We start from the raw sequence: 20,564 nt of genomic DNA, 5'->3' as shown, positions 1-20,564 counted from the left end.
AATATAAACCTAACACACCTACTTAACTCAATACCCTCTTACACTTTAATCCCTCATACACTAATACTTTTATCAATCAAAAAATCATAAATGTATCAGTGAAACATTTAGAATATCAGTGAAAAACTTAAATGGAGGTTTTATTAAAAAGTAAAGAAATTATATGAAAAAGTTCCAAACTAGTCCGAATCTCACATTGAAATCTCTATATGGGTTATTCGGAGCTGAGAAAAAGTCAAAACCTGTAAATGACGAATTAAAATGTTCTGCTTTAAGGAATATTCTTGTCTGACGAATTTTTGCATTAATAAAAAAATCTAATCGCGGGAAACCTCCTATTTCAGTTTCATTTTGAGTATAAAACTCAGCTAATAATGGATCGTAACCATTTCCATTATATTCAGAAAAATAATTAAACGTAATACCTGTTTGAAATTTTAATGCTTTATCAAATATATCGTCTGTAAAATATAATGTATTTCTAGTTATAAATGCAGGCACATTTAACACATCTAAGCTACTAGTAACATTTTGATACATTATAGTATTATCTAATGAAAACTTACCTAGCTTAAATTCTTTTTGTAATTTAACTCTTAAATATTGAAGTGATTCATTATACTGTTCAGGTCTTATAACATTAACACCTTCTACAGTATCTACTAGATTAAAAAACGTGTAATTGTCAATATTAGATATATCTATATTAGCGTTAAGGTATTTATCAGACAAAAGACTTAATGATATCTGTTGCGTATTTATATTATCGAACTCAGATTGATTATCCCAGTTATAATTTATGTAATCACTTTGATATAATAATTGATTATAGTTAGGAAGCCTTGAATTTATATTTATACTTCCTCTTAGTTTTATATCTTCAAATAAATTATAACTAATAGCTGTATCTAAATAGTTTCCTTCTATATTATTAGAGAGGTTAGCACCTATGCTTCCATCAATTTTTAATTTACCAATTTGTTTAGAATATGAGCCATTAAAACCAATGAAACTCGTTTTTATTCTATTAGTGATAGATTCTCCTTCTAATAATACTAAGCTGTCATAACCATAATTAATATCTGTATAATTGATGTTAAATGCAAAATTGCCCAATATATTGTTACTATATATAGCTCCGAACTCTGAATAAAAGTGTTCTAATGTCACTTCATCATTAATTTCATTAGTAAATGCATTACCAAAGAAACTACTTTCTACATTAGACTGTGTAAATCGATAAAATTTGTCTTCAAAAGAAATAATATTATTAATAGATAATTTATTGTTAGACAGAGAATCTTTTTTATTTATTAGACTGTATTGATGGTTTAAATAAAATCTTTCTCCTTCTAATATATTTTCGGCATTATCAAAGTTAGGTTCAAATATTGAGCGATCTAAAACTTCTTCTTCACCATTAATAAAGCGCTCAACATCTGCATCACTAAGACCTCCATTTTCTTGATTAGATAGATCTTGAGTTACAATATGCCCACGCATATTATATCGATTATTTTTAGATTTATAATTTGTTGTAAATCTAAAATTACCTGTACTTGTTAATACATTTTCATAGTTTCCTAGAGACCTTAGTCCTTTATAGGCTATTGAAAAATTAAATTGTTTAGACGTATTAACTGTAAAAAAAGCATCTAAAACTTGTCCTTGCTCAAAAGCTGTTTTATAAAATAATTCTGTTAATGGTGTTGGCACATGGTAATAATTTATATCATCCACTTCCATATAATTAAAATGCTTCGCTCTTGCACCAAATAATGGTAACGTTTTATTAGAAGAAGCATCAAAACTTAAAGTGTTATAGGTTTGCCCGATATTAGCAAATTGGATAAGATTAAAATTATCTTTTCTAAGATAATTATATTTATAATCTTTTTTAATTGTTAGTGTAGTATCTACGTATGTAGAATCGTTTTTTAAATCTACAATATTATATAATTCAATATTAGCTTTATTGTTTTTTGGTAATGTTTTTACATTACTGGGCTGCGCATAAAACGAAACATGAACCAATAAAAAAGCAATAAAAATTATTCTCGATTTAAAAAATTTCATTTATATATTCTTAATCAACAAAAGTATGATTTTTAAACGAAAATTATTCCATTCTATTATAAACAAAAAAAGCCTTACTAAAATAGTAAGGCTTTTAATATAATAATATGTTATTATTTACTGTCTAGTAAATGTAAATGTATTCTCTACACTACTTCCTCCACAATTTCTTATCATCGAAAAAGTTAGAACTGAATCATCATTAGGATCATACGTACCATTAACACTACCATTTGTAAATAAATTGTTATCTGCACAATTACAAGTCGTCTCTGTATCTGGTACTAATACTTCATTACACACAAGGTTTAATGAGAATGTATTTAAAGTACCCGCACAGAAACCAGCAAAATCTTGAGAAGAGAACTGTCTAGTTAAACCACTGGCCGTAACATTAAAAACTGAACCTGGCTGTAATACATCAGTACCAAAAAGAAGATTTCCTGTTGATGTTAACATATAATTACCGACTCCAAATGTTTCTGGCACTGGACAAACTTGAAATACACTAATATTAATGTTAGATCCATTAATATCACCACCAGATAAAGATAATACTAAAGATTCTGGTGTCGTTTCAACCATATCATCAACACCATTAATAACCAAGGTTCCTGTAAACTCATTAGCTGGTATTACAACTTGACTATTAAAGCTGTATGCATTAGGATTAGCTGTTGAACTAGGATCAACACTAATCATAATAGTTCTATCAGATGAAGATCTAGTTGTAGAATTAATTGGTATTGATACACTACCTGTACTGTTAATTTCTATAGGTAAATCTGCACTTGCTGAAGCAAAAGCTACCAAAGTTTGGCCATTATCTACATCAAATACTATTAAATCTTCATCACATCCTGTGAAACTCAAAGAGAGAATACACAGTATAAATAATTTATATATGTTTTTTTTCATAATTATTGTTATTTAAAAATTAATAACCAGGGTTTTGTTCAGCACCTATAGCTGGATTACCGTTAATTTCTACAATTGGAATTGGTAATGTAAATCTAAAATCATCTGCTGATAAAGTACAAGCATTTCCTTGCCCTAAACAATCAATCATGTTTCTATCAATACCTCGTCCTGCTGCTACACCTATACGTTTTAAATCTTTATAACGGTGTCCTTCAAATACTAATTCTACTCGACGCTCATCTAAAACACCTGCAAAAGCTTCTTGCATTGAATTATAAACAGGAAGCGGTTGAGCCGATCCAAAACGTGCTGTACGTAATTGTTGTATTAATTCTGCTGCACCACTAAAGTTACCCATAGCTGCTCTTGACTCTGCCAAGATCAATAACATCTCTGAAGATCTAAACGCTTTTAAATCATTCATTAATGGTTGTCCTTCTGAACCTGGATATTTTTGAATTACTAAAATATCATTATTTACAGGATCTGGATCATTATCAAAATCTCCACTAATCACTGAAGTTGGTGCTACGTTAACATCAAATCTAATATCTGCTGGATCTAACATATTAAATACATTTCTATCCATTTCAAAATATGGTGAACCTGCTAATGTTGCATCAACAAATGCAAAACGAGCTCCTGCCCAGCCACCTGCATTTACTGATCCTGTAGCTCCTTGTCCATCAAAAGGGTCATTAGGAGTTCTTTCCAACTTCATAATAATTTCTGTATTATCTGCATCTAAGAACATTAATTGATATTGATCTCTGTCTGCTATTGGATAAGAATTCAATAGGCCTTGAGCTAATGAAGCTGCAGTAGGATAATCTCCTCTTTCCATAGCTAAACGTGCTCTAAATGCTGTAATAGCATCTCTTGAGATAAAAGTTACATCTGATTGTACATTAGATAAACTTGATGCCAAATCTAAATCTGAATTGATATATGCCCATAAATCACCTGTGGTATCTCTAAGCGGTTGGAATGTTAATCCTGGAACAAAATCAATCACTGGCGCTGCCAATGTTGAATCATCTCTTACATCAGTACTAAAATATAATAACAACTCGTGGTTTGCATAAGCTCTTAAAAAATGTGCTTGTGCTAAGATATTATTAAACTCTGCCTGATCTGCTGCATCAATCTCTGATGATAAACTATTAGCAGCCTCAATTAAAATCGATGCTCTATTGTTAAATGCAAAGTTCCTTACCCAGAAGTTAGACCCTGCTGCACTTGCTGGATTCAACTGAAATCCATATAATGCTAAACCTTGCCCACCACTGTCAAATCCAATAGAAACCTCATCACAAAAATTAGAGGCTAAGGCGATCTCTGGGGTTAAATCCCATTGTGCATATATACCTAACAAACCTAACTGTAGATCTTCCACATTAGTAAATGCATTTGCAGCATCTAAACGACCAGGTTGTCTGATATCTATTGCGTCGTTACAACCCATTAGCACTGCTAAGAGTCCGACAAATATTATTTTATTTATTTTTTTCATATTCTATTTTTTTATATTCCTAATTCAAAACCAAAGGAAATTGTTCTTGGTGTAGGGAATTCTCTTGATCCATTACTTCTTGTCTCAGCATCAAATCCTCTCCACTCTGTGAAAGTGAATAAATTTTCACCATTGATAAATACTCTTGCACTTGATATTCCTGTGTTCTCTAAATATTTAGATGGGAAATTATAACCAAATGATGCAAATCTCAAGCGTAAGTAACTCGCATCTCTTAAGAATCTAGTTGATGCAAATGTATTTCTGTTCGTTGCCGTTGGCGAATTGATATCTGTAATATCACCTGGTTGTGTCCATGCTCTTAAGATATCTGCTGAAAAGTTAAATTGACCAACATTATCCTCATTAATAAAACCTGCATAGTCATTATCAAAACGATCAACACCTAAGACATAGTTCCACTGAGTAGTAAAGAAAAAGTTTTTGTAATCTACATTAAGATTAAAACTACCATTCCAATCTGGAATGATATTCTTGCCTAACCATACACGATCTGTATCAGCATTTGGGTTCTCTGTAACATCTCCATCAGCTGTTAAGAATAATAATTCCCCATTAGCTGGATTGATACCAGCATAACGTAAAGTGAAGTATTCACCTAAACGACCTCCGTTTCTACCTAAACCAATAATTTCACCTTCTGAATTTGGAAGTTCATCTAATTCAGTTTCGTTAAAGTTAGCAACCACACCTACAGAAACTCTTAAATCACCTTGATTCTTAGCTTGAATGATATCATAATCTAACTGTAAATCAAAACCTCGGTTAGTTAATAAACCTGTGTTTGCTGGCTGTGAAGTAAAACCTACAGTTGCTGATAATGGTGTCTGTTGAAATAAATCAGAAGTCTCACGCTCATAAACATCTAATGACCCTCTTAATCTATTATTCCATACCCCAAAGTCAACACCAATGTTTACCTGCTCAGTAGTCTCCCACTGTAAATCTCTATTACCTATCTGTGCTAAGAATATTGAGTTGGCATTACCATAACCTGATCCTGTAGCAAAAAAGTCTTCAGTTGCATCAACTGGAGCTGCAATGTTTTGATTACCTGCTGTACCCCATGATGCTCTTAACTTTAAGTTATTGAATACTGAATTCTCCATAAAAGCTTCATTAGAAATATTCCAACGCCCAGATACAGACCAGAATGTTGCCCAACGATTAGATGCAGCAAATCTAAATGAAGCATCTCGTCGTATTGTTGCAGAACCACCAAAACGCTCATCATAATCATAATCTGCTGATGCAAAGTATGAGAATAATCCTGTATTAATAATATCAGCATTAGGGTTATCATTAAAAATAATACCACCTGAAGCTGGATCAAGAGCAACAGGTATAAAACCTGAACCATCACCTGGCGAGAACGTTCTTGGATCTAATCCATTTTGGAAGAATCCAAATGTTCTAAAATGTGTTTTAAAATATTCTGTATATAATCCTACATCAACAGAATGCTTACCATAAGTTTTACTAGCATTTAATGAAGTTACTTGGTTGTAAGCAAACGTTCTTGGGTTATTTTGCTGTTGGAATCCTGAAGTTGGGTTTTCAGCACCACCAAATAATAATGCATTAAATGATGTTGGTCCCTCTGCTCGTAAATTCTGTGCTGCCTGATAATCTCCAGACATTAATAAATTAGCAGTTAACCAATCTGAAAGTGCATAACTAAAGTTAGCACTACCTATTAATCTCACCTCTTCATCAACACGAGTAAACGTTTCTACACGATCTAATAAGAATAATGGTGTATTAGTAAAAGATAGTGGTGCTAATAATGCTGCGCCATTAGTGTAATCTTCTGGTGTAAGATATGGCACTGATTGTAACGCTCCTAATACAAAGTTACGGTTAATCGCACCGCCACCAATATTATTTGGCTCACCTGAATCAGAATAGTTTAACGTTAAGTTAGTTCCATAATTAAACTTTCCATTTGATGATTTCCCTGTAATATTTGAACGAATGTTAAAACGCTTTAATGATGATTGTACTAAAATACCTTCTGTATCATTAAAACCAAATGAAGTAAACTGTGATGAATTTTCTCCACCACTACTTAAAGATACGGTATGACTTTGCGTAACACCTGTACGGAAGAAAAAGTCTGTCCAGTTAAAGTTTGGTGCTGCTGCTATTTGCGCATCAGTCAATGGCGTACCATTACCAGGGTTAAACAAACTATTACTGTTACCTGCACCTGCACCATTACCTCTACTTCGCTCATAACGTAATAAGTCTTGAGCACCTAAAACATCATAATCATCATCTTGTAAAGAACTATATGCCACAAAACCGTTATAATTGATTTTCAATCCTTCGTTAAAACCACCTTGACGTGTTTTAATAACAATTACACCATTTGCACCTCTATTTCCATAAATTGCTGTTGCACCCGCATCCTTTAATACATCCACCGATAAAATATCTTGTGGATTTAATGAACGGAAATTATCCTGATCTACTGGCGCACCATCTATAATAAATAATGGTTCTGTATCACCTGTAATAGAACCTACACCACGAAGCTGCACTAAAGAGTTACCACCTGGCTGCCCACTACTTGTAGTAATATTCAAACCTGGCACCTGACCAGATAACGTTTGAACAAAACTCGCATTAGGTCTGTTTTCTATTGTCTCACTAGAGACTCTTACAGATGACACACTTGATTTTGCTTTTGTAGTTGTAGAATAACCTGTAATTACAACTTCATCTAATGAAGCAATATCATCCGCCATTGCAACATTAATTGTACTACTAGATCCTACTGTTTTCTCAGTAGTTTTCATACTGACAAATGAGAACACTAAAATGTCCCCTGCTTTTGCTTTGATAGAATACTTACCATCAATGTCTGTTGATGTACCTGTAGCGGTACCTTTAATCAGCACTGTAACTCCTGGCAATGGTAAACCATCGGAAGCTGCAGTAACTGTACCTGTAATGTCTTTCTCTTGTCCAAAAGAAAGCTGCATTACAAACGCCATAAATAGCGTTAATAACCATGTTAACTTTAATTTCATAAAACAATTATTTGAGTTAGTCTAGCGCAAACATCTTAATAAAATATTAAATATCCAAGTGATTCACATAAAAAAATGTTAAAGAAACTCGCATAAAACTTAATAATCTGGCAATTTTATATTTATTATGTTGTTGAATAAAAATATACCAGTCAATTCTACTGGTTTTTTAATAATTAGAATTAATTTTCTACACTATATAATATGGCACTAAAAAACAGATTTTCTGAAATAGATTTAGAATGCGGCACAGACGAAGCTGGCAGAGGTTGTTTGGCTGGACCAGTTACTGCAGCTGCAGTAATAATACCAATGAATTTTGAAAACAATATTCTTAACGATTCTAAACAACTCTCTGAGAAAAAGCGATTATTATTAAAACCTATTATAGAATCAGAATCTATATGTTATGGAGTAGCAAATATATTTCAAGAAGATATAGATAGTATTAATATACTTAATGCTTCAATTAAAGCGATGCACCTTTCTATTGAGAAATTAAAACCAGTACCTAATTATATTATTGTAGATGGTAACAAGTTCAAACCATATAAAAACATCCCTTATAAAACCATTATTAAAGGAGATAGTAAATACTTAAGCATAGCTGCGGCTTCAATTTTAGCCAAAACTTATAGAGATTTATACATGGAGAAAATACATTTAGAGTTTCCGATGTATAATTGGAAACAAAATAAAGGTTACCCAACTAAAGAACATAGAGAAGCCATTAAAAAATATGGCACAACAAAATATCATCGAAAATCATTTAAATTACTACCAGAACAATACCAGTTAGATTTATGACTATTTTATATTTGTAATAAATTTTGTGTTGAATGAAAAAATGTATACTCCTTATTATAGGTGTTTTGATTTTGTCTTGTTCTGACAATTATAATACCGACATAAAAATTGTCGATTTAATTCCGAGCAATTCTAGTCTTATAATTAAAGTTAATGCTATCAATGATTTTAAAAATGCGCTAGAAGGGAATTCAATACTTTCAGAAATTGATAATCGTTATACTGAAAGCATATCCAACATTTTAAATCATTTAAACCCAACAGAAGATTTATTTGTCACTATTGACTCTTCTAATGCTGATTACAACATCTCTTATATTACAAAAAATTCTATTGGATTAGTCATTCTAGATTCTACACCTAATAATTCAACAAAAAAACTAGCTCAGTCTCAAATCTATAAATCAATTATAAATAAGGATACACTATATCATACTCTAATAGACAGTTTGTTTTTTGGTTCTTCTAGTTTAGAGCTAGTAAAAAATAGTTCGCCGAATTACAAAAATGAAGCATTAACTGATTTATTAGAAATTTCTGATTCTAAAAAAACTGTTACCTATATATATAAGGAGCAACCAAAAACGGAAAACACCTTATTTTTAAATTCAATTCTATCAAATTTTACAGAATATTCAATTTTAGATTTTGTCTTTGAAAGTAATGCTTCCAAATATAACGGCATTACAAAAAGCAATGACACCTTGCATTTAATTAATAATTTTAAAAACACGATTCCTCAAGAATTTAAACTTGCTGAGATTATTCCTGCAAACGCTTCTTCTATAAAACGTATTGCTTTTGATGATTATGAAACATTTGCCACAAATCTTTCAACTATCAAACTAACACCTAAAGATTCTGTCTCTAGCATTTTAAACTATAGTACTGAAATTGGTTTCATTGAGTTTGAAAACCAAAATGCGCTTGCTCTATACGGCTTAGATTCTGATTTAATCTTTGAAACATTAGTTTCTAACCCAAGTATTGAGACTTATAAAACGGTAAATATTTTTTCTTTTGAAGATTCTAATTTTTTTAATCAATTTTTAGAACCTTTTATTTCATACTCTCAAACAGATTATTTTTTTGTTTTAGAAAACTTCGCTGTCTTCTCTAACTCTATAGAATCTCTTAAATCTATAATTACAAATAAGTTAAACAACAATACGTTAAGCAATTCTGATAGTTTTAAAAGTATAGCTGATGATTTGGCTGATGAATCTTCATACTTAGTATATAAAAATGAAGAAGGTTTAAATGCATTATTAGATAATACATCAAGCCCGTTCAATACCAATGTTGTTCAATTTATTTATGATACTAATTTTGCACATATTAATGGAGTTTTTAAAGCCTATAAAAAACGAGGCGTTGCTAATTCTATAACCGAAGATTTTTCTACAATATTACCTTCAGAACTTATTATTGCTCCACAAACTGTGAAAAATCATATTACAAAAGCTCAAGATATTGTTGTGCAAGACGTCAACAATATCTTATATCAAATTTCTAATAATGGTAATATTCTTTGGAAAAAACAATTGCAGGGAAAAATACTTGGGGATATTCAACAAATTGATATTTATAAAAACGGCAGATTACAATTAGCATTTGCAACTACAAATAGAGTTTATGTTATTGACCGTAATGGAAAAGACGTCGATACTTTCCCTTTAAAATTTAATGATCAAATTACACAACCACTTTCTGTTTTTGATTATGATAACAAAAAGAACTACAGACTTTTAGTGACGCAAAATAAAAACCTATTAATGTATGATGTTAAAGGAAAGCGCATCAATGGTTTTAAGTATGCCAAAGCTACAAATACCATTTCTTCACAGCCTAAACATTTTAGAATTGGCCGTAAAGATTATATTGTTTTTACTCAAGGTAAAACACTAGAAGTTCTTAATCGTCAAGGCAAAACTCGAGTTCATGTAAACGAAGATATTTCTTTTTCGGGTAATGCTGTTTTTTTGTATCAAAACAAGTTTACAACGACTAATGCTTCAGGTCAGTTAGTACAGGTAGATACCAAAGGCAAAATTAATATAAAACCATTAACAACAGACAACAATCATAGTGTTGAAGCTACGAGCAAAACACTTGTTAACTTGTCTAACAATACGCTTCATATAAAAAGTAGATCTATAGATTTAGATTTTGGTGAGTATACAAATCCAAAAATATTTTACCTCAACGATAAAATCTATATAAGCACCACGGATTTACAAGCTAAAAAGGTGTATTTGTTTGACAGCCAAGCAAAACCAATACCCAACTTTCCTGTTTATGGCACATCTGCTGCTACACTAAACAATATTGATAAAAACAGAGGTTTAGAACTTATAACTCAAAGTGATGACAAAACCATTATTGTTTATAAGTTGAATTAAATATACCTATCGCTTTATTATTCAATTTTGTACTATTGTAACTCTTAATTTTCAGGAGATTTATAACTATGATTAAACGTCAAAAAGCCTCTATAAAAAAACTAATTATCCATAAAGTTGGCAATAAGTTTAACGATACAAAAAACGCATTTTCTAACGCTAGCGTAGATTTTGATGAAGCTACTTACAATCTTATTTTACCCTATCTTTTAAAACCGTTTGTGAGCGCTGCTGAAACGTACCGATTTAATCATCACTCAGATGTTAGTTTAAATGAAATCAACACCTATAGCGACCAGCTTTTTAATGACGATTCAGAATTTGTAGATGTTTCTAAACATATGGTTACACATCTTTTTGAGCAAAGCAATTCTGCTCAAATTAAAACAGGAGATGTTATGGTTTGTTATTTTGAAAATATACAATACCAAGATTATTTTACAGATGCTATTGGTATTTTTAAAATTGAAAATAAAACTGAGTTTTTTCAGACGTATTTAGAGCAAAATAGCTATGATATTTTAGTACAAAAAGGCATCCAAGCAAAGAAAGTTGACAAAGGCTGTTTAATATTAAATAGTTCTGATTTAGAAGGTAAAATTGTATTTAGTGTAGATAACAATAATTACGATGCACAATATTGGATAAATAGCTTTTTAAACATTAAATACCCCGACGATAGTAACCAACATACTAAAAACTATATTGAGTTGTGTAGAGAGTTTTCTAAAGAGGTTTTACAACCAAATTTTGGCGGGCAAGAACAAAGTAATTTTTTAGCAAAAACGGTTGATTTTTTTAAAGAAAATGAAATTGTAAATATTGAAACTTTTAAAGAGGAAATTTTTGAAGAAGAAGATCAAATCCGTCAGTTTGAAGATTATAAAAAAGTTTACGAAACTGAAAATAGTATTCTCATTAGAAATCAGTTTGATGTTTCTGAAATTGCACTAAAAAAGCAAAAACAAAAGATTAAAACCGAAATAAAACTAGACACCAACATACAGATAAAATTAGATGTTGATGCACCAGATGCCTCTGCAGAATATTTAGAGCGCGGCTACGACGAAAACAAAAAAATGCATTACTACAAGGTGTTTTTTAATGCTGAAGCTTAGTTTGACTTTCTGATAATTTTCAACTAACTTCGTTTAATGATTGATGTAAGTTATTAAAACAGCCTCATATCTTCTAAGATAGCAAAAATTAAAATGGGAAAAATATCGCGATTAAAATATGTTTTCATCAACTTGATTCTTATAACAATTCTAACAAACTGTTCAACATCCAAAATAAATGGAAGGAAACTAATCTCTAAAAATGTCTCCTTTGATTTTGCCAATTGTTGCTTAGCAACCTTAATAAATGGAAATGGAAAAATAGATGTTTACGAAAAAAAACTAAAAATAACGATTGAAAAAGGTAGTATAAAAATTAATCCAAAATTTGATAACCCAACTTATACTATTGGAGAAATCTTTCTAAGTTTAGGAAGATATACTGATAAGGAGGAAAAAAATTGGAGAATTTATAATCATAGTAAACCAATAAATATTGACAAAAAAATTAATTCATTGAGAGATTCTATTGATATCTCAAAGTTAAAATTTGAAATACCTTATTATAGTAAATATATAGATTTAAGAAATTCTTGGATAGTTATAACAACAACAAATAAAGAAAGAAATGGATTGAACCACTCGCATTCAATAAATAAAATTCAAAAATACAACTAGATAAAAACTTTTCCTAACTTAAGACGTGTATAATCAATTGTTTTGACAAGTGCTTATTTGGAAAATCCTACGGACTTTCCTCTAGTTCGTGATAGTTATTATCTTTAAGCTAGCCAACGAAGCACATCATAAACAAAATCATTAAACAAACTCAGCTTCAAAAAGCATCTTAAAATGCTTTAGTAACTTCTGCTTTACCTCATCTTCACTTACGCTATCAATACCCAATTCATTATTTAAAGTCGTTACCGCTTTTCCTCTTATTCCACAAGGGATAATATTATCAAAATAACCTAAGTCGGCATTTACATTAAGTGCAAAACCATGCATGGTTACCCAACGACTTGCTCTAACTCCCATGGCGCAAATTTTACGCGCAAAAGGAGTACCAACATCTAACCAAACACCAGTTTCGCCAGGACTTCGTTCTGTTTTTAACCCGTATTCTGCCAAGGTAAGAATAATCATTTCTTCTAAAAAACGAAGGTATTTATGGATGTCTGTAAAAAAATTATCTAAGTCTAAAATTGGGTAACCTACAATTTGTCCTGGACCATGATAGGTAATATCTCCACCTCTATTTATTTTATAAAACGTAGCTCCTTTTTCAGTCAATTGCGCTTCAGAAAGTAACAAATTAGATAAATCTCCACTTTTCCCCAAAGTATACACATGCGGATGCTCTACAAACAGAAAATAATTATTTGTTTTTAACTGAGTTTCCTCTCTTCGATTTTTAATTTTAGTATCTAAAATCCCTTTAAAGAGTTGCTCTTGGTAATCCCATGTGGCTTTAAAATCTTTAGAACCTAAATCCTCTAATTGCACGACTTTATTCATGCCTCAAAGATACGTATTTACTTATTAGGATTATTTAAAATAACCAGAGCTGCAATAACACCAGGCACCCAACCACAAAGCCATAAAAGAAAAACAATAAGTATAGAACCGCAGCCTTTATCTAATACTGCTAAAGGTGGACATAAAATAGAAAGAATAACACGCCAAATGCTCATAATAAAATAGAATAGATTGATGATTACATATGTGACGCAACTTCTATAAAATTGTTACACGCAGTAAACATTCTATAACTAAACTCCCAAAAAAATAATCTGCTTTTTAAGATTAAATATCTTGTTTTTTATTGCTAATAAATAATGTAATTTTGCAGTTCTAAAATAACACGAATGCAGCTTTCAGAACAAGAATTAATACGACGCGAAAAGTTAGATAAATTAAGAGGTTTAGGTATTAATCCTTACCCAGCCGATTTATATCCTGTTAATCAAAATTCTAAACATATTAAAGCAGATTTTAATGAAGGTAAATCTGTGGTTATTGCTGGCCGTTTAATGTCTCGTCGTATACAAGGAAAAGCTTCTTTTGCTGAATTACAAGATAGTGAAGGTCGTATTCAAGTATATTTTAATCGTGATGAAATCTGTACTGGTGAAGATAAAACGCTATACAATGATGTTTATAAAAAACTCTTAGATATTGGTGATTTTATTGGTGTTGAAGGAGAGTTATTCACTACGCAAGTTGGTGAAAAAACCGTAATGGTAAAAAACTTCACATTGTTAAGTAAAGCGTTAAAGCCTTTACCGTTACCAAAACAAGATGCTGAAGGCAACACTTATGACGAGTTTAACGATCCTGAAATGCGTTACCGTCAACGTTATGCAGATTTAGCAGTCAATCCACACGTAAAAGACGTTTTTGTAAAACGTACAAAACTATTTAACGCCATGCGTCAGTTTTTTAATGATGCTGGTTATTTTGAAGTAGAAACACCCATTTTACAACCTATTCCAGGAGGTGCTGCTGCACGTCCATTTATAACGCATCATAATAGTTTAGATATTCCTTTGTATATGCGTATAGCAAATGAACTCTATTTAAAACGCCTTATTGTTGGTGGATTTGATGGTGTCTACGAATTTTCAAAGAACTTCCGTAACGAAGGTATGGATCGTACACACAACCCAGAGTTTACGGCAATGGAAATCTACGTCGCCTACAAAGATTACAATTGGATGATGGAGTTTTGCGAACGTTTATTAGAACATTGTGCAATGGCTGTAAACGGAACGACAGAAGCTACTTTTGGAGAACATCATGTAGATTTTAAAGCTCCTTATAAGCGCATTACCATGCGCGATTCTATATTAGAATTTACAGGTTTTGATATCAATGGAAAGTCTGAAGATGAAATTCGTAAAGCTGCTAAAGACATGCACATAGAAGTTGATGACACTATGGGAAAAGGCAAGCTTATTGATGAAATTTTTGGGGAAAAATGTGAAGGTAATTATATACAACCAACGTTTATTACTGATTACCCAAAAGAGATGAGTCCTTTATGCAAAGAACATAGAGAAAACCCTGAACTTACTGAACGTTTTGAACTTATGGTTTGTGGTAAAGAAATTGCAAATGCGTATTCAGAATTAAATGATCCTATCGATCAGCGCGAACGTTTTGAACATCAATTAAAACTTGCACAAAAAGGAGATGATGAAGCTACTGAGTTTATTGATTTTGACTTTTTACGTGCTTTAGAATACGGTATGCCACCAACTTCTGGCATGGGTATAGGCATGGATCGTTTAATTATGTTTTTAACTAACAATCAGTCTATACAAGAAGTATTGTTTTTCCCTCAAATGCGACCTGAGAAAAAAGCAATTGCGCTTAGCGATAATGAAAAGGCGATTTTTGAAATTATAAAAACGCAAAAAAGCATGCCGCTTAACGATTTAAAAACTCAGGCTGGATTAAGCAACAAAGCATGGGACAAAGGTCTTAAAGGTTTAGGAAAACATGGTTTAACCAAAGTTGAAAAAACTGATGAAGGATTGTTTGTAGAACTCTTATAACACATTTATATACAAAAATAAAAAACGGCATTATTTGAGAATAATGCCGTTTTCATTTAATAACAATTCTATATTATTTTTTCTTTTTCTTGGTCTTTTCTTTAACAAGTTTCCCATTTTCCCATACACCATCAGTAATTAAAGATCCATCTTTAGCATAGGTTTGTCCTTTTCCATGTTTTACATGGTTTTTCCATTTTCCATAATGCTTAGTTCCATCTGCATAGTACATTGTTCCTTTTCCGTGACGCTTATCATCTTTAAAATAACCTTCATAACGTTGACCGTCTTTCCACACATAGGTACCTTTTCCAGTAATATTATCACCTGAAAGTGTACCAGAATATTTAGATTTATCAAACCAAACAATAGTTCCTTGAGTTAATTTTTTTCCCAATACTTCAACATCAAAAGTCGCACCTTGATTTTGAAATACATGCCAACCATCTGGCAAGTTTCTTGCCGATCCTGGAGGAATTCCATTTATCTCTTGGGCATTGCTTGCAAAATTTATACTTATTAATACTACTAGAATACTAATTACCTTTTTCATCGTCTTAAGTTTTTTTAGTTTTTGATTGAGTCGAAAAAGAATGTTAAATACTTACATTAAAATTTATAAAAACAATTATATTTGATAAAAATCCTTCAAAAAAATGAATTCAAAATATCTTCTCCTATGTTTGTTTGTATTAGTATTGAACTGTAATTCTGAAAAGTCTTCAGAAAAATTCACCATAAGCGGTACATTAGATGGTGATTATACTGATTTTATCTATCTAAGTTACCCAAATTACAGAGATAGCGTTTATACAATAAAAGATAGTGTTAAGGTTGTAAATGGAACATTTTCTTTTGAAGGTTCAGTTGATTTCCCTGTTCAAGCATGGTTAGATTTAGGACTATACTCTACAGTTGAATGGCTCTATTTAGAAAATAATAATATAGATATTAAAGCAACTTACTCGCTTGCAAATAGAGGTGATCAAACTATAAAATATATTACATTTGATAGTATAACAGGCTCTAAGTCTCAAGATTTACAAGATAATTTTGCTTCTTTTTATCAAACACATCAGAATGATGCTGATTTTAAAACACAGCTTTTTGATGAAGTTAAACGATTTGCTAATGAACATCCGCAACACAGCTTAATTGGCAAAATACTTGGTCAAACAGCTTCAATGTCTTCTCACTTTTCATATGACCAAGCTCTAGAGATATACAAACTTATAGATACCTCATATCAAAGTACAGATGATTTGATGATGATAAAATCTGGTCTAGAAAAATTACAAAAAATTACTGTTGGTAAGCCCATTCTAGATTTTGAATTACCTGATATTAACGAAAACATGTTGAGTACAACTACTTTTAGAGGTAAGATTACACTTATAGATTTTTGGGCATCTTGGTGTAAACCTTGTAGAATAAAACACCCAAAATACAGAGAATTATACAACGAATACAATGATGCTGGTTTTGACATTTTAAGTGTATCTATAGATACGTCTACTGAGCCGTGGATAAAAGCAATTACTAAAGATAGTATTACATGGAGTAATGTTATTGACACAGGTGGTTTCAATGGTAAAACAGCTACAGATTATTTTATACAAGCTATACCTGCTAGTTATTTAGTTAATGAAAACGGAAATGTGATTGGAAATAATCTTTCTCCTGAAGAAATTGAAGTAATTCTCAAAGCTAAAAAAGCACTGAGATGATTCTTAATTTCACATAATATTATGCACGCATAATATACGCGTTAAATATATACTAAATATTATTGTACAATCTAAGTATTTCTATATGTATTGCTTATTTTCACGGAAAATTTTTAAAAACTGACTTATTTTGAAAAACCTAACTATTAAACTACTCTTTGTAGTTACTGCTTTTGTAGCATTTTCATGTTCTACAGCAAAAAAAGCAAGCAAATCAAAAGCTCCAGCACCATCAGCTGCTGCTAAAAAGCCACCAGCAAAACGTCCTGGAAAAAATGATATTCAACCTTATGGTAAGGTCATTACTAAAAAAGCAAAGACTGATAAAGGTCTTTTTGATATTCATCAAATAGACGACACGTATTTCTATGAAATTCCTGACTCTCTTTTTGAACGCGAAATGCTTATGGTAAGCCGTATTGCTAAAACTGCTTCTGGTTTAGGCTTCGGTGGAGGTAAATTAAGCGAGCAAGTTTTACGCTGGCAAAAGAAAGGTAAAAAAGTATTATTAAGAGTTGTATCTCACAGAGTTGTTGCTGCAGATTCACTCCCTGTTCATGAAGCTGTTGTAAACTCTAATCTTGAACCTGTTTTAGCGACCTTCCCAATTAAAGCCTTTAGTAAAGATTCTACTAAAACTGTAATTGATGTTACTAACTTATTTACAAGAGATGTAAAAGCTTTAGGTCTTCCTCAAAATAGAAGAACACCATTCAGAATTACAAGAGTTGATCCTCAATTATCATACATAGAAAGTTTAAAAAGTTACCCAACAAATGTTGAGTCTCGTCACGTAAAAACTTATGCTGCGGGTCGTCCTCCATCTAATGCAAATACAGGTGCTATTACTTTAGAGATCAATAACTCTATGATTTTACTACCTAAAGTACCAATGAAACGTCGTTATTTTGATCAACGTGTAGGTTGGTTTGCGCGTAGTCAAACAGATTATGGTTTAGACGCACAAGAAAGTAAATCTGTAAGATACTTGGATCGTTGGAGATTAGAAGTTAGAGATGAAGATATTGCTAAGTTTAAAAGAGGAGAGCTTGTAGTTCCTAAAAAACAAATTGTATACTATGTTGATAGAGCTACACCTAAACAATGGGTGAAATATATTAAACAAGGTATTGAAGATTGGCAAGTCGCTTTTGAAGCTGCTGGTTTTAAAGAGGCAATTATTGCTAAAACTCCACCTACTCCAGAAGAAGACCCAGAATGGTCTCCTGAAGATGCACGTTATTCTGTAGTACGTTATTTAGCATCTCCAATTCCTAATGCAAATGGACCTCACGTAAGTGATCCACGTTCTGGCGAAATTTTAGAAAGTGATATTAACTGGTACCACAATGTAATGACATTATTACGTAACTGGTTCTTTGTACAGACTGCTGCCATCAATCCTGATGCTCGTGGTGTTGCATTTAAAGATGAAGTTATGGGTCGTTTAATTCGTTTTGTATCTTCTCACGAAGTTGGTCATACATTAGGTTTACCTCATAATATGGGTAGTAGTGTTGCTTATCCGGTTGAAAAATTAAGAGATCCTGAGTTTACTAAGAAATATGGTACTGCTCCTTCTATTATGGATTATGCCCGTTTTAATTACGTTGCGCAACCAGGTGATGGTGATGTTGCTTTAATGCCTAATATTGGTATTTATGATAAATATTCTATCTCATGGGGATACCGTCCTATTTTAGATGCTAAAACTGCAGAAGACGAAAAGAAAACATTAGATGGCTGGATTCTTGAACATGCTGGAGATCCTAATTACCGTTTTGGCGGACAGCAATTTGGAGTTATCGATCCTACATCTCAAACTGAAGATTTAGGTGATGATTCTATGTTAGCAAGTCATTACGGAATTTTAAATCTTAAGCGTATCGTTCCTAATTTAATTGAATGGACTGCTGAAGATGGTAAAAACTATAGTGATTTAGGTACAATGTATGGTCAAGTACTAGGACAATACAACAGATATATGGGTCACGTAACAGGAAACATCGGTGGTGTCATTCAGATGAATAAAACTTATGATCAAGAAGGTGCTGTATTTACGCATGTAGATAAAGCAACTCAAAAAAGAGCTATGGATTTCCTTCAAAAAGAATTGTTTACTACACCTGAATGGTTAATGGACAATAACATCTTTAATAAGATTGAAAATGCTGGAGCTATAGAACGCCTTAGAGGTACGCAAACAAGAACTTTAAACAGCATTCTTAATACTGGAAGAATGCAACGTCTTATAGAAAACGAAACTATTAATGGTAGAGACGCCTATACATTCTTAAATATGATGCAAGATTTAAGACGTGGTGTGTTTAGCGAATTATCTAGAGGTCGCTCTATCGATACGTACAGAAGAAATTTACAACGTGCTTACATAGATCGTATGGCATCTATAATGAATCCTCCTCCTGCTAGAGCTGCAGCACCTGGTGGATTTAGATTCTCTTTTGGCACTCAAGTTAATGTAAGTCAATCTGACATTAGAGCCGTAGTAAGAGCTGAATTAAAATCTTTACGTTCTGCTTTACGTTCTTCAGGTGGTGGAGATCGATTAACTCGAATCCATATTGCAGATGCTATAGAGCGTGTAAATGATATTTTAGACCCTAAGTAAGATTCTAAAATTTAAATCACAGAAAAGGCTTCAAAATAATTTTGAAGCCTTTTTTATTTTAGAAGTTCTTCAATTTTTTGTTGATATGAATTGAATTCTATAAGATTATTATGCTCACCTTTATCAATAGTTACAAAATTTAGATTAGGCAAGTTTAAATCATCTAGTTTTTTTCCGAATTTATATGGCACTACCTTATCTTCAGTACCATGAAAAATTGTTATTGGGCTATCTACATTTCGTATAAATTGATATGTTGGCATTTTATATTTTAATAGAAGTTTTACAGGGAAAATCGGAAAACGATGCTTAGCTATATCAGTAATGCTTGTATAAGGAGTTTCTAAAATAAGATGCTTAATTTTATTCTCTGAAGCTATTTTAGTTGCAATTCCTGTACCCAAAGAACGCCCATAGATTATAATATCGTCACCTGAATATATGTTTGAAACATAATTGTAAAACAACTGAGCATCTTCATACAAAGCAGTTTCACTAATAGCTCCTGTACTTTTTCCAAAACCACGATAATCCATAACCAAAACATCATAATTAAACCGTGTGAAATGTTGTGTAATTTCACCCCAACGTTGTAAATCACCAGCATTTCCATGAAAATACAAAATCACACCTTTAGAATTTTCTACTTTAAAATGCAAAGCATTAAGTTGTGAACCATCATTAGCTTTTAAAAATAATTCTTCAAAAGGTTGAGAGAATTTAAATTTGTGATCTTGTTCTAAAACCGTAGGGAGAAACAATAATTTTTCTTGAAAAAAGGATAATGAAATTCCCATAATAATATATAATCCAAG

15 protein-coding genes are annotated in these 20,564 nt (G+C 31.7%); 7 read left to right on the top strand and 8 right to left on the bottom strand.

The features are described from left to right. Positions 1 to 159 precede the first annotated feature (159 nt). The 4 genes from K8Z87_RS05005 to K8Z87_RS04990 all read right to left on the bottom strand — a co-directional run bounded on the left by K8Z87_RS05005 (position 160) and on the right by K8Z87_RS04990 (position 7,566). Entirely contained in the window at positions 160 to 2,076 is a 1,917-nt protein-coding gene (locus tag K8Z87_RS05005) for a putative porin (protein WP_227476384.1), read from the bottom strand. A gap of 117 nt (positions 2,077 to 2,193) precedes the next feature. Further along, a complete protein-coding gene (locus tag K8Z87_RS05000) occupies positions 2,194 to 2,994 on the bottom strand; it encodes a hypothetical protein (protein ID WP_227476383.1) in 801 nt (266 codons plus the stop codon). 19 nt (positions 2,995 to 3,013) lie between these two features. After that, positions 3,014 to 4,510 carry a RagB/SusD family nutrient uptake outer membrane protein gene (locus tag K8Z87_RS04995; RefSeq protein ID WP_227476382.1) on the bottom strand — a complete coding sequence of 499 codons (1,497 nt, stop codon included), beginning with the start codon at positions 4,508 to 4,510 and terminating at the stop codon, positions 3,014 to 3,016. An 11-nt stretch (positions 4,511 to 4,521) separates the two neighbouring features. After that, positions 4,522 to 7,566, bottom strand: a complete 3,045-nt coding sequence (locus K8Z87_RS04990) for a SusC/RagA family TonB-linked outer membrane protein (RefSeq protein WP_227476381.1) — start codon at positions 7,564 to 7,566, stop codon at positions 4,522 to 4,524. A gap of 204 nt (positions 7,567 to 7,770) precedes the next feature. Between K8Z87_RS04990 and K8Z87_RS04985 the strand changes: the two genes are divergently transcribed. The 4 genes from K8Z87_RS04985 (at position 7,771) to K8Z87_RS04970 (ending at position 12,511) form a co-directional block, all read left to right on the top strand. After that, positions 7,771 to 8,373 (top strand): ribonuclease HII, encoded by a 603-nt coding sequence (locus tag K8Z87_RS04985; protein ID WP_227476380.1) that lies wholly within the window; start codon positions 7,771 to 7,773, stop codon positions 8,371 to 8,373. Positions 8,374 to 8,405: 32 nt separating this feature from the next. Then, positions 8,406 to 10,775: a ribonuclease HII gene (locus tag K8Z87_RS04980; protein ID WP_227476379.1), complete on the top strand. Its 2,370-nt coding sequence runs from the start codon at positions 8,406 to 8,408 to the stop codon at positions 10,773 to 10,775. A 68-nt stretch (positions 10,776 to 10,843) separates the two neighbouring features. Next, positions 10,844 to 11,893 carry a nucleoid-associated protein gene (locus tag K8Z87_RS04975; protein WP_227476378.1) on the top strand — a complete coding sequence of 350 codons (1,050 nt, stop codon included), beginning with the start codon at positions 10,844 to 10,846 and terminating at the stop codon, positions 11,891 to 11,893. Positions 11,894 to 11,986: 93 nt separating this feature from the next. After that, a complete protein-coding gene (locus K8Z87_RS04970) occupies positions 11,987 to 12,511 on the top strand; it encodes a hypothetical protein (protein WP_227476377.1) in 525 nt (174 codons plus the stop codon). A 141-nt stretch (positions 12,512 to 12,652) separates the two neighbouring features. Here the strand turns inward: K8Z87_RS04970 and lipB are convergent, their stop codons facing one another. Further along, positions 12,653 to 13,351, bottom strand: coding sequence for a lipoyl(octanoyl) transferase LipB (gene lipB, locus K8Z87_RS04965; RefSeq protein WP_227476376.1), 699 nt, complete (start codon positions 13,349 to 13,351; stop codon positions 12,653 to 12,655). Between the two features lie 17 nt (positions 13,352 to 13,368). Continuing rightward, positions 13,369 to 13,527 (bottom strand): YqaE/Pmp3 family membrane protein, encoded by a 159-nt coding sequence (locus K8Z87_RS04960; RefSeq protein WP_227476375.1) that lies wholly within the window; start codon positions 13,525 to 13,527, stop codon positions 13,369 to 13,371. Between the two features lie 174 nt (positions 13,528 to 13,701). Between K8Z87_RS04960 and lysS the strand changes: the two genes are divergently transcribed. After that, positions 13,702 to 15,393 carry a lysine--tRNA ligase gene (gene lysS / locus K8Z87_RS04955; RefSeq protein ID WP_227476374.1) on the top strand — a complete coding sequence of 564 codons (1,692 nt, stop codon included), beginning with the start codon at positions 13,702 to 13,704 and terminating at the stop codon, positions 15,391 to 15,393. Positions 15,394 to 15,466: 73 nt separating this feature from the next. Here the strand turns inward: lysS and K8Z87_RS04950 are convergent, their stop codons facing one another. Further along, positions 15,467 to 15,946: an MORN repeat-containing protein gene (locus K8Z87_RS04950; RefSeq protein WP_227476373.1), complete on the bottom strand. Its 480-nt coding sequence runs from the start codon at positions 15,944 to 15,946 to the stop codon at positions 15,467 to 15,469. A 103-nt stretch (positions 15,947 to 16,049) separates the two neighbouring features. Here K8Z87_RS04950 and K8Z87_RS04945 point away from each other — a divergent pair, with 103 nt between their 5' ends. Together K8Z87_RS04945 and K8Z87_RS04940 are read left to right on the top strand one after the other, a co-directional pair. Further along, positions 16,050 to 17,120: a TlpA disulfide reductase family protein gene (locus tag K8Z87_RS04945; protein WP_227476372.1), complete on the top strand. Its 1,071-nt coding sequence runs from the start codon at positions 16,050 to 16,052 to the stop codon at positions 17,118 to 17,120. Between the two features lie 127 nt (positions 17,121 to 17,247). Continuing rightward, positions 17,248 to 19,749 carry a zinc-dependent metalloprotease gene (locus tag K8Z87_RS04940; protein ID WP_227476393.1) on the top strand — a complete coding sequence of 834 codons (2,502 nt, stop codon included), beginning with the start codon at positions 17,248 to 17,250 and terminating at the stop codon, positions 19,747 to 19,749. A 53-nt stretch (positions 19,750 to 19,802) separates the two neighbouring features. Here K8Z87_RS04940 and K8Z87_RS04935 read toward each other — a convergent pair whose 3' ends face one another. Beyond that, the gene (locus K8Z87_RS04935; RefSeq protein WP_227476371.1) at positions 19,803 to 20,546 is read right to left on the bottom strand and encodes an alpha/beta hydrolase; all 744 of its coding nucleotides are present in this window, start codon (positions 20,544 to 20,546) and stop codon (positions 19,803 to 19,805) included. Between the last annotated feature and the right edge of the window lie 18 nt (positions 20,547 to 20,564).

This window comes from Winogradskyella immobilis (assembly GCF_021887715.1).
Classification (GTDB): domain Bacteria; phylum Bacteroidota; class Bacteroidia; order Flavobacteriales; family Flavobacteriaceae; genus Winogradskyella; species Winogradskyella immobilis.
The sequence above is the reverse complement of the archived record's forward strand: the minus strand, read 5'-3'. Positions and strand labels throughout refer to the sequence as shown.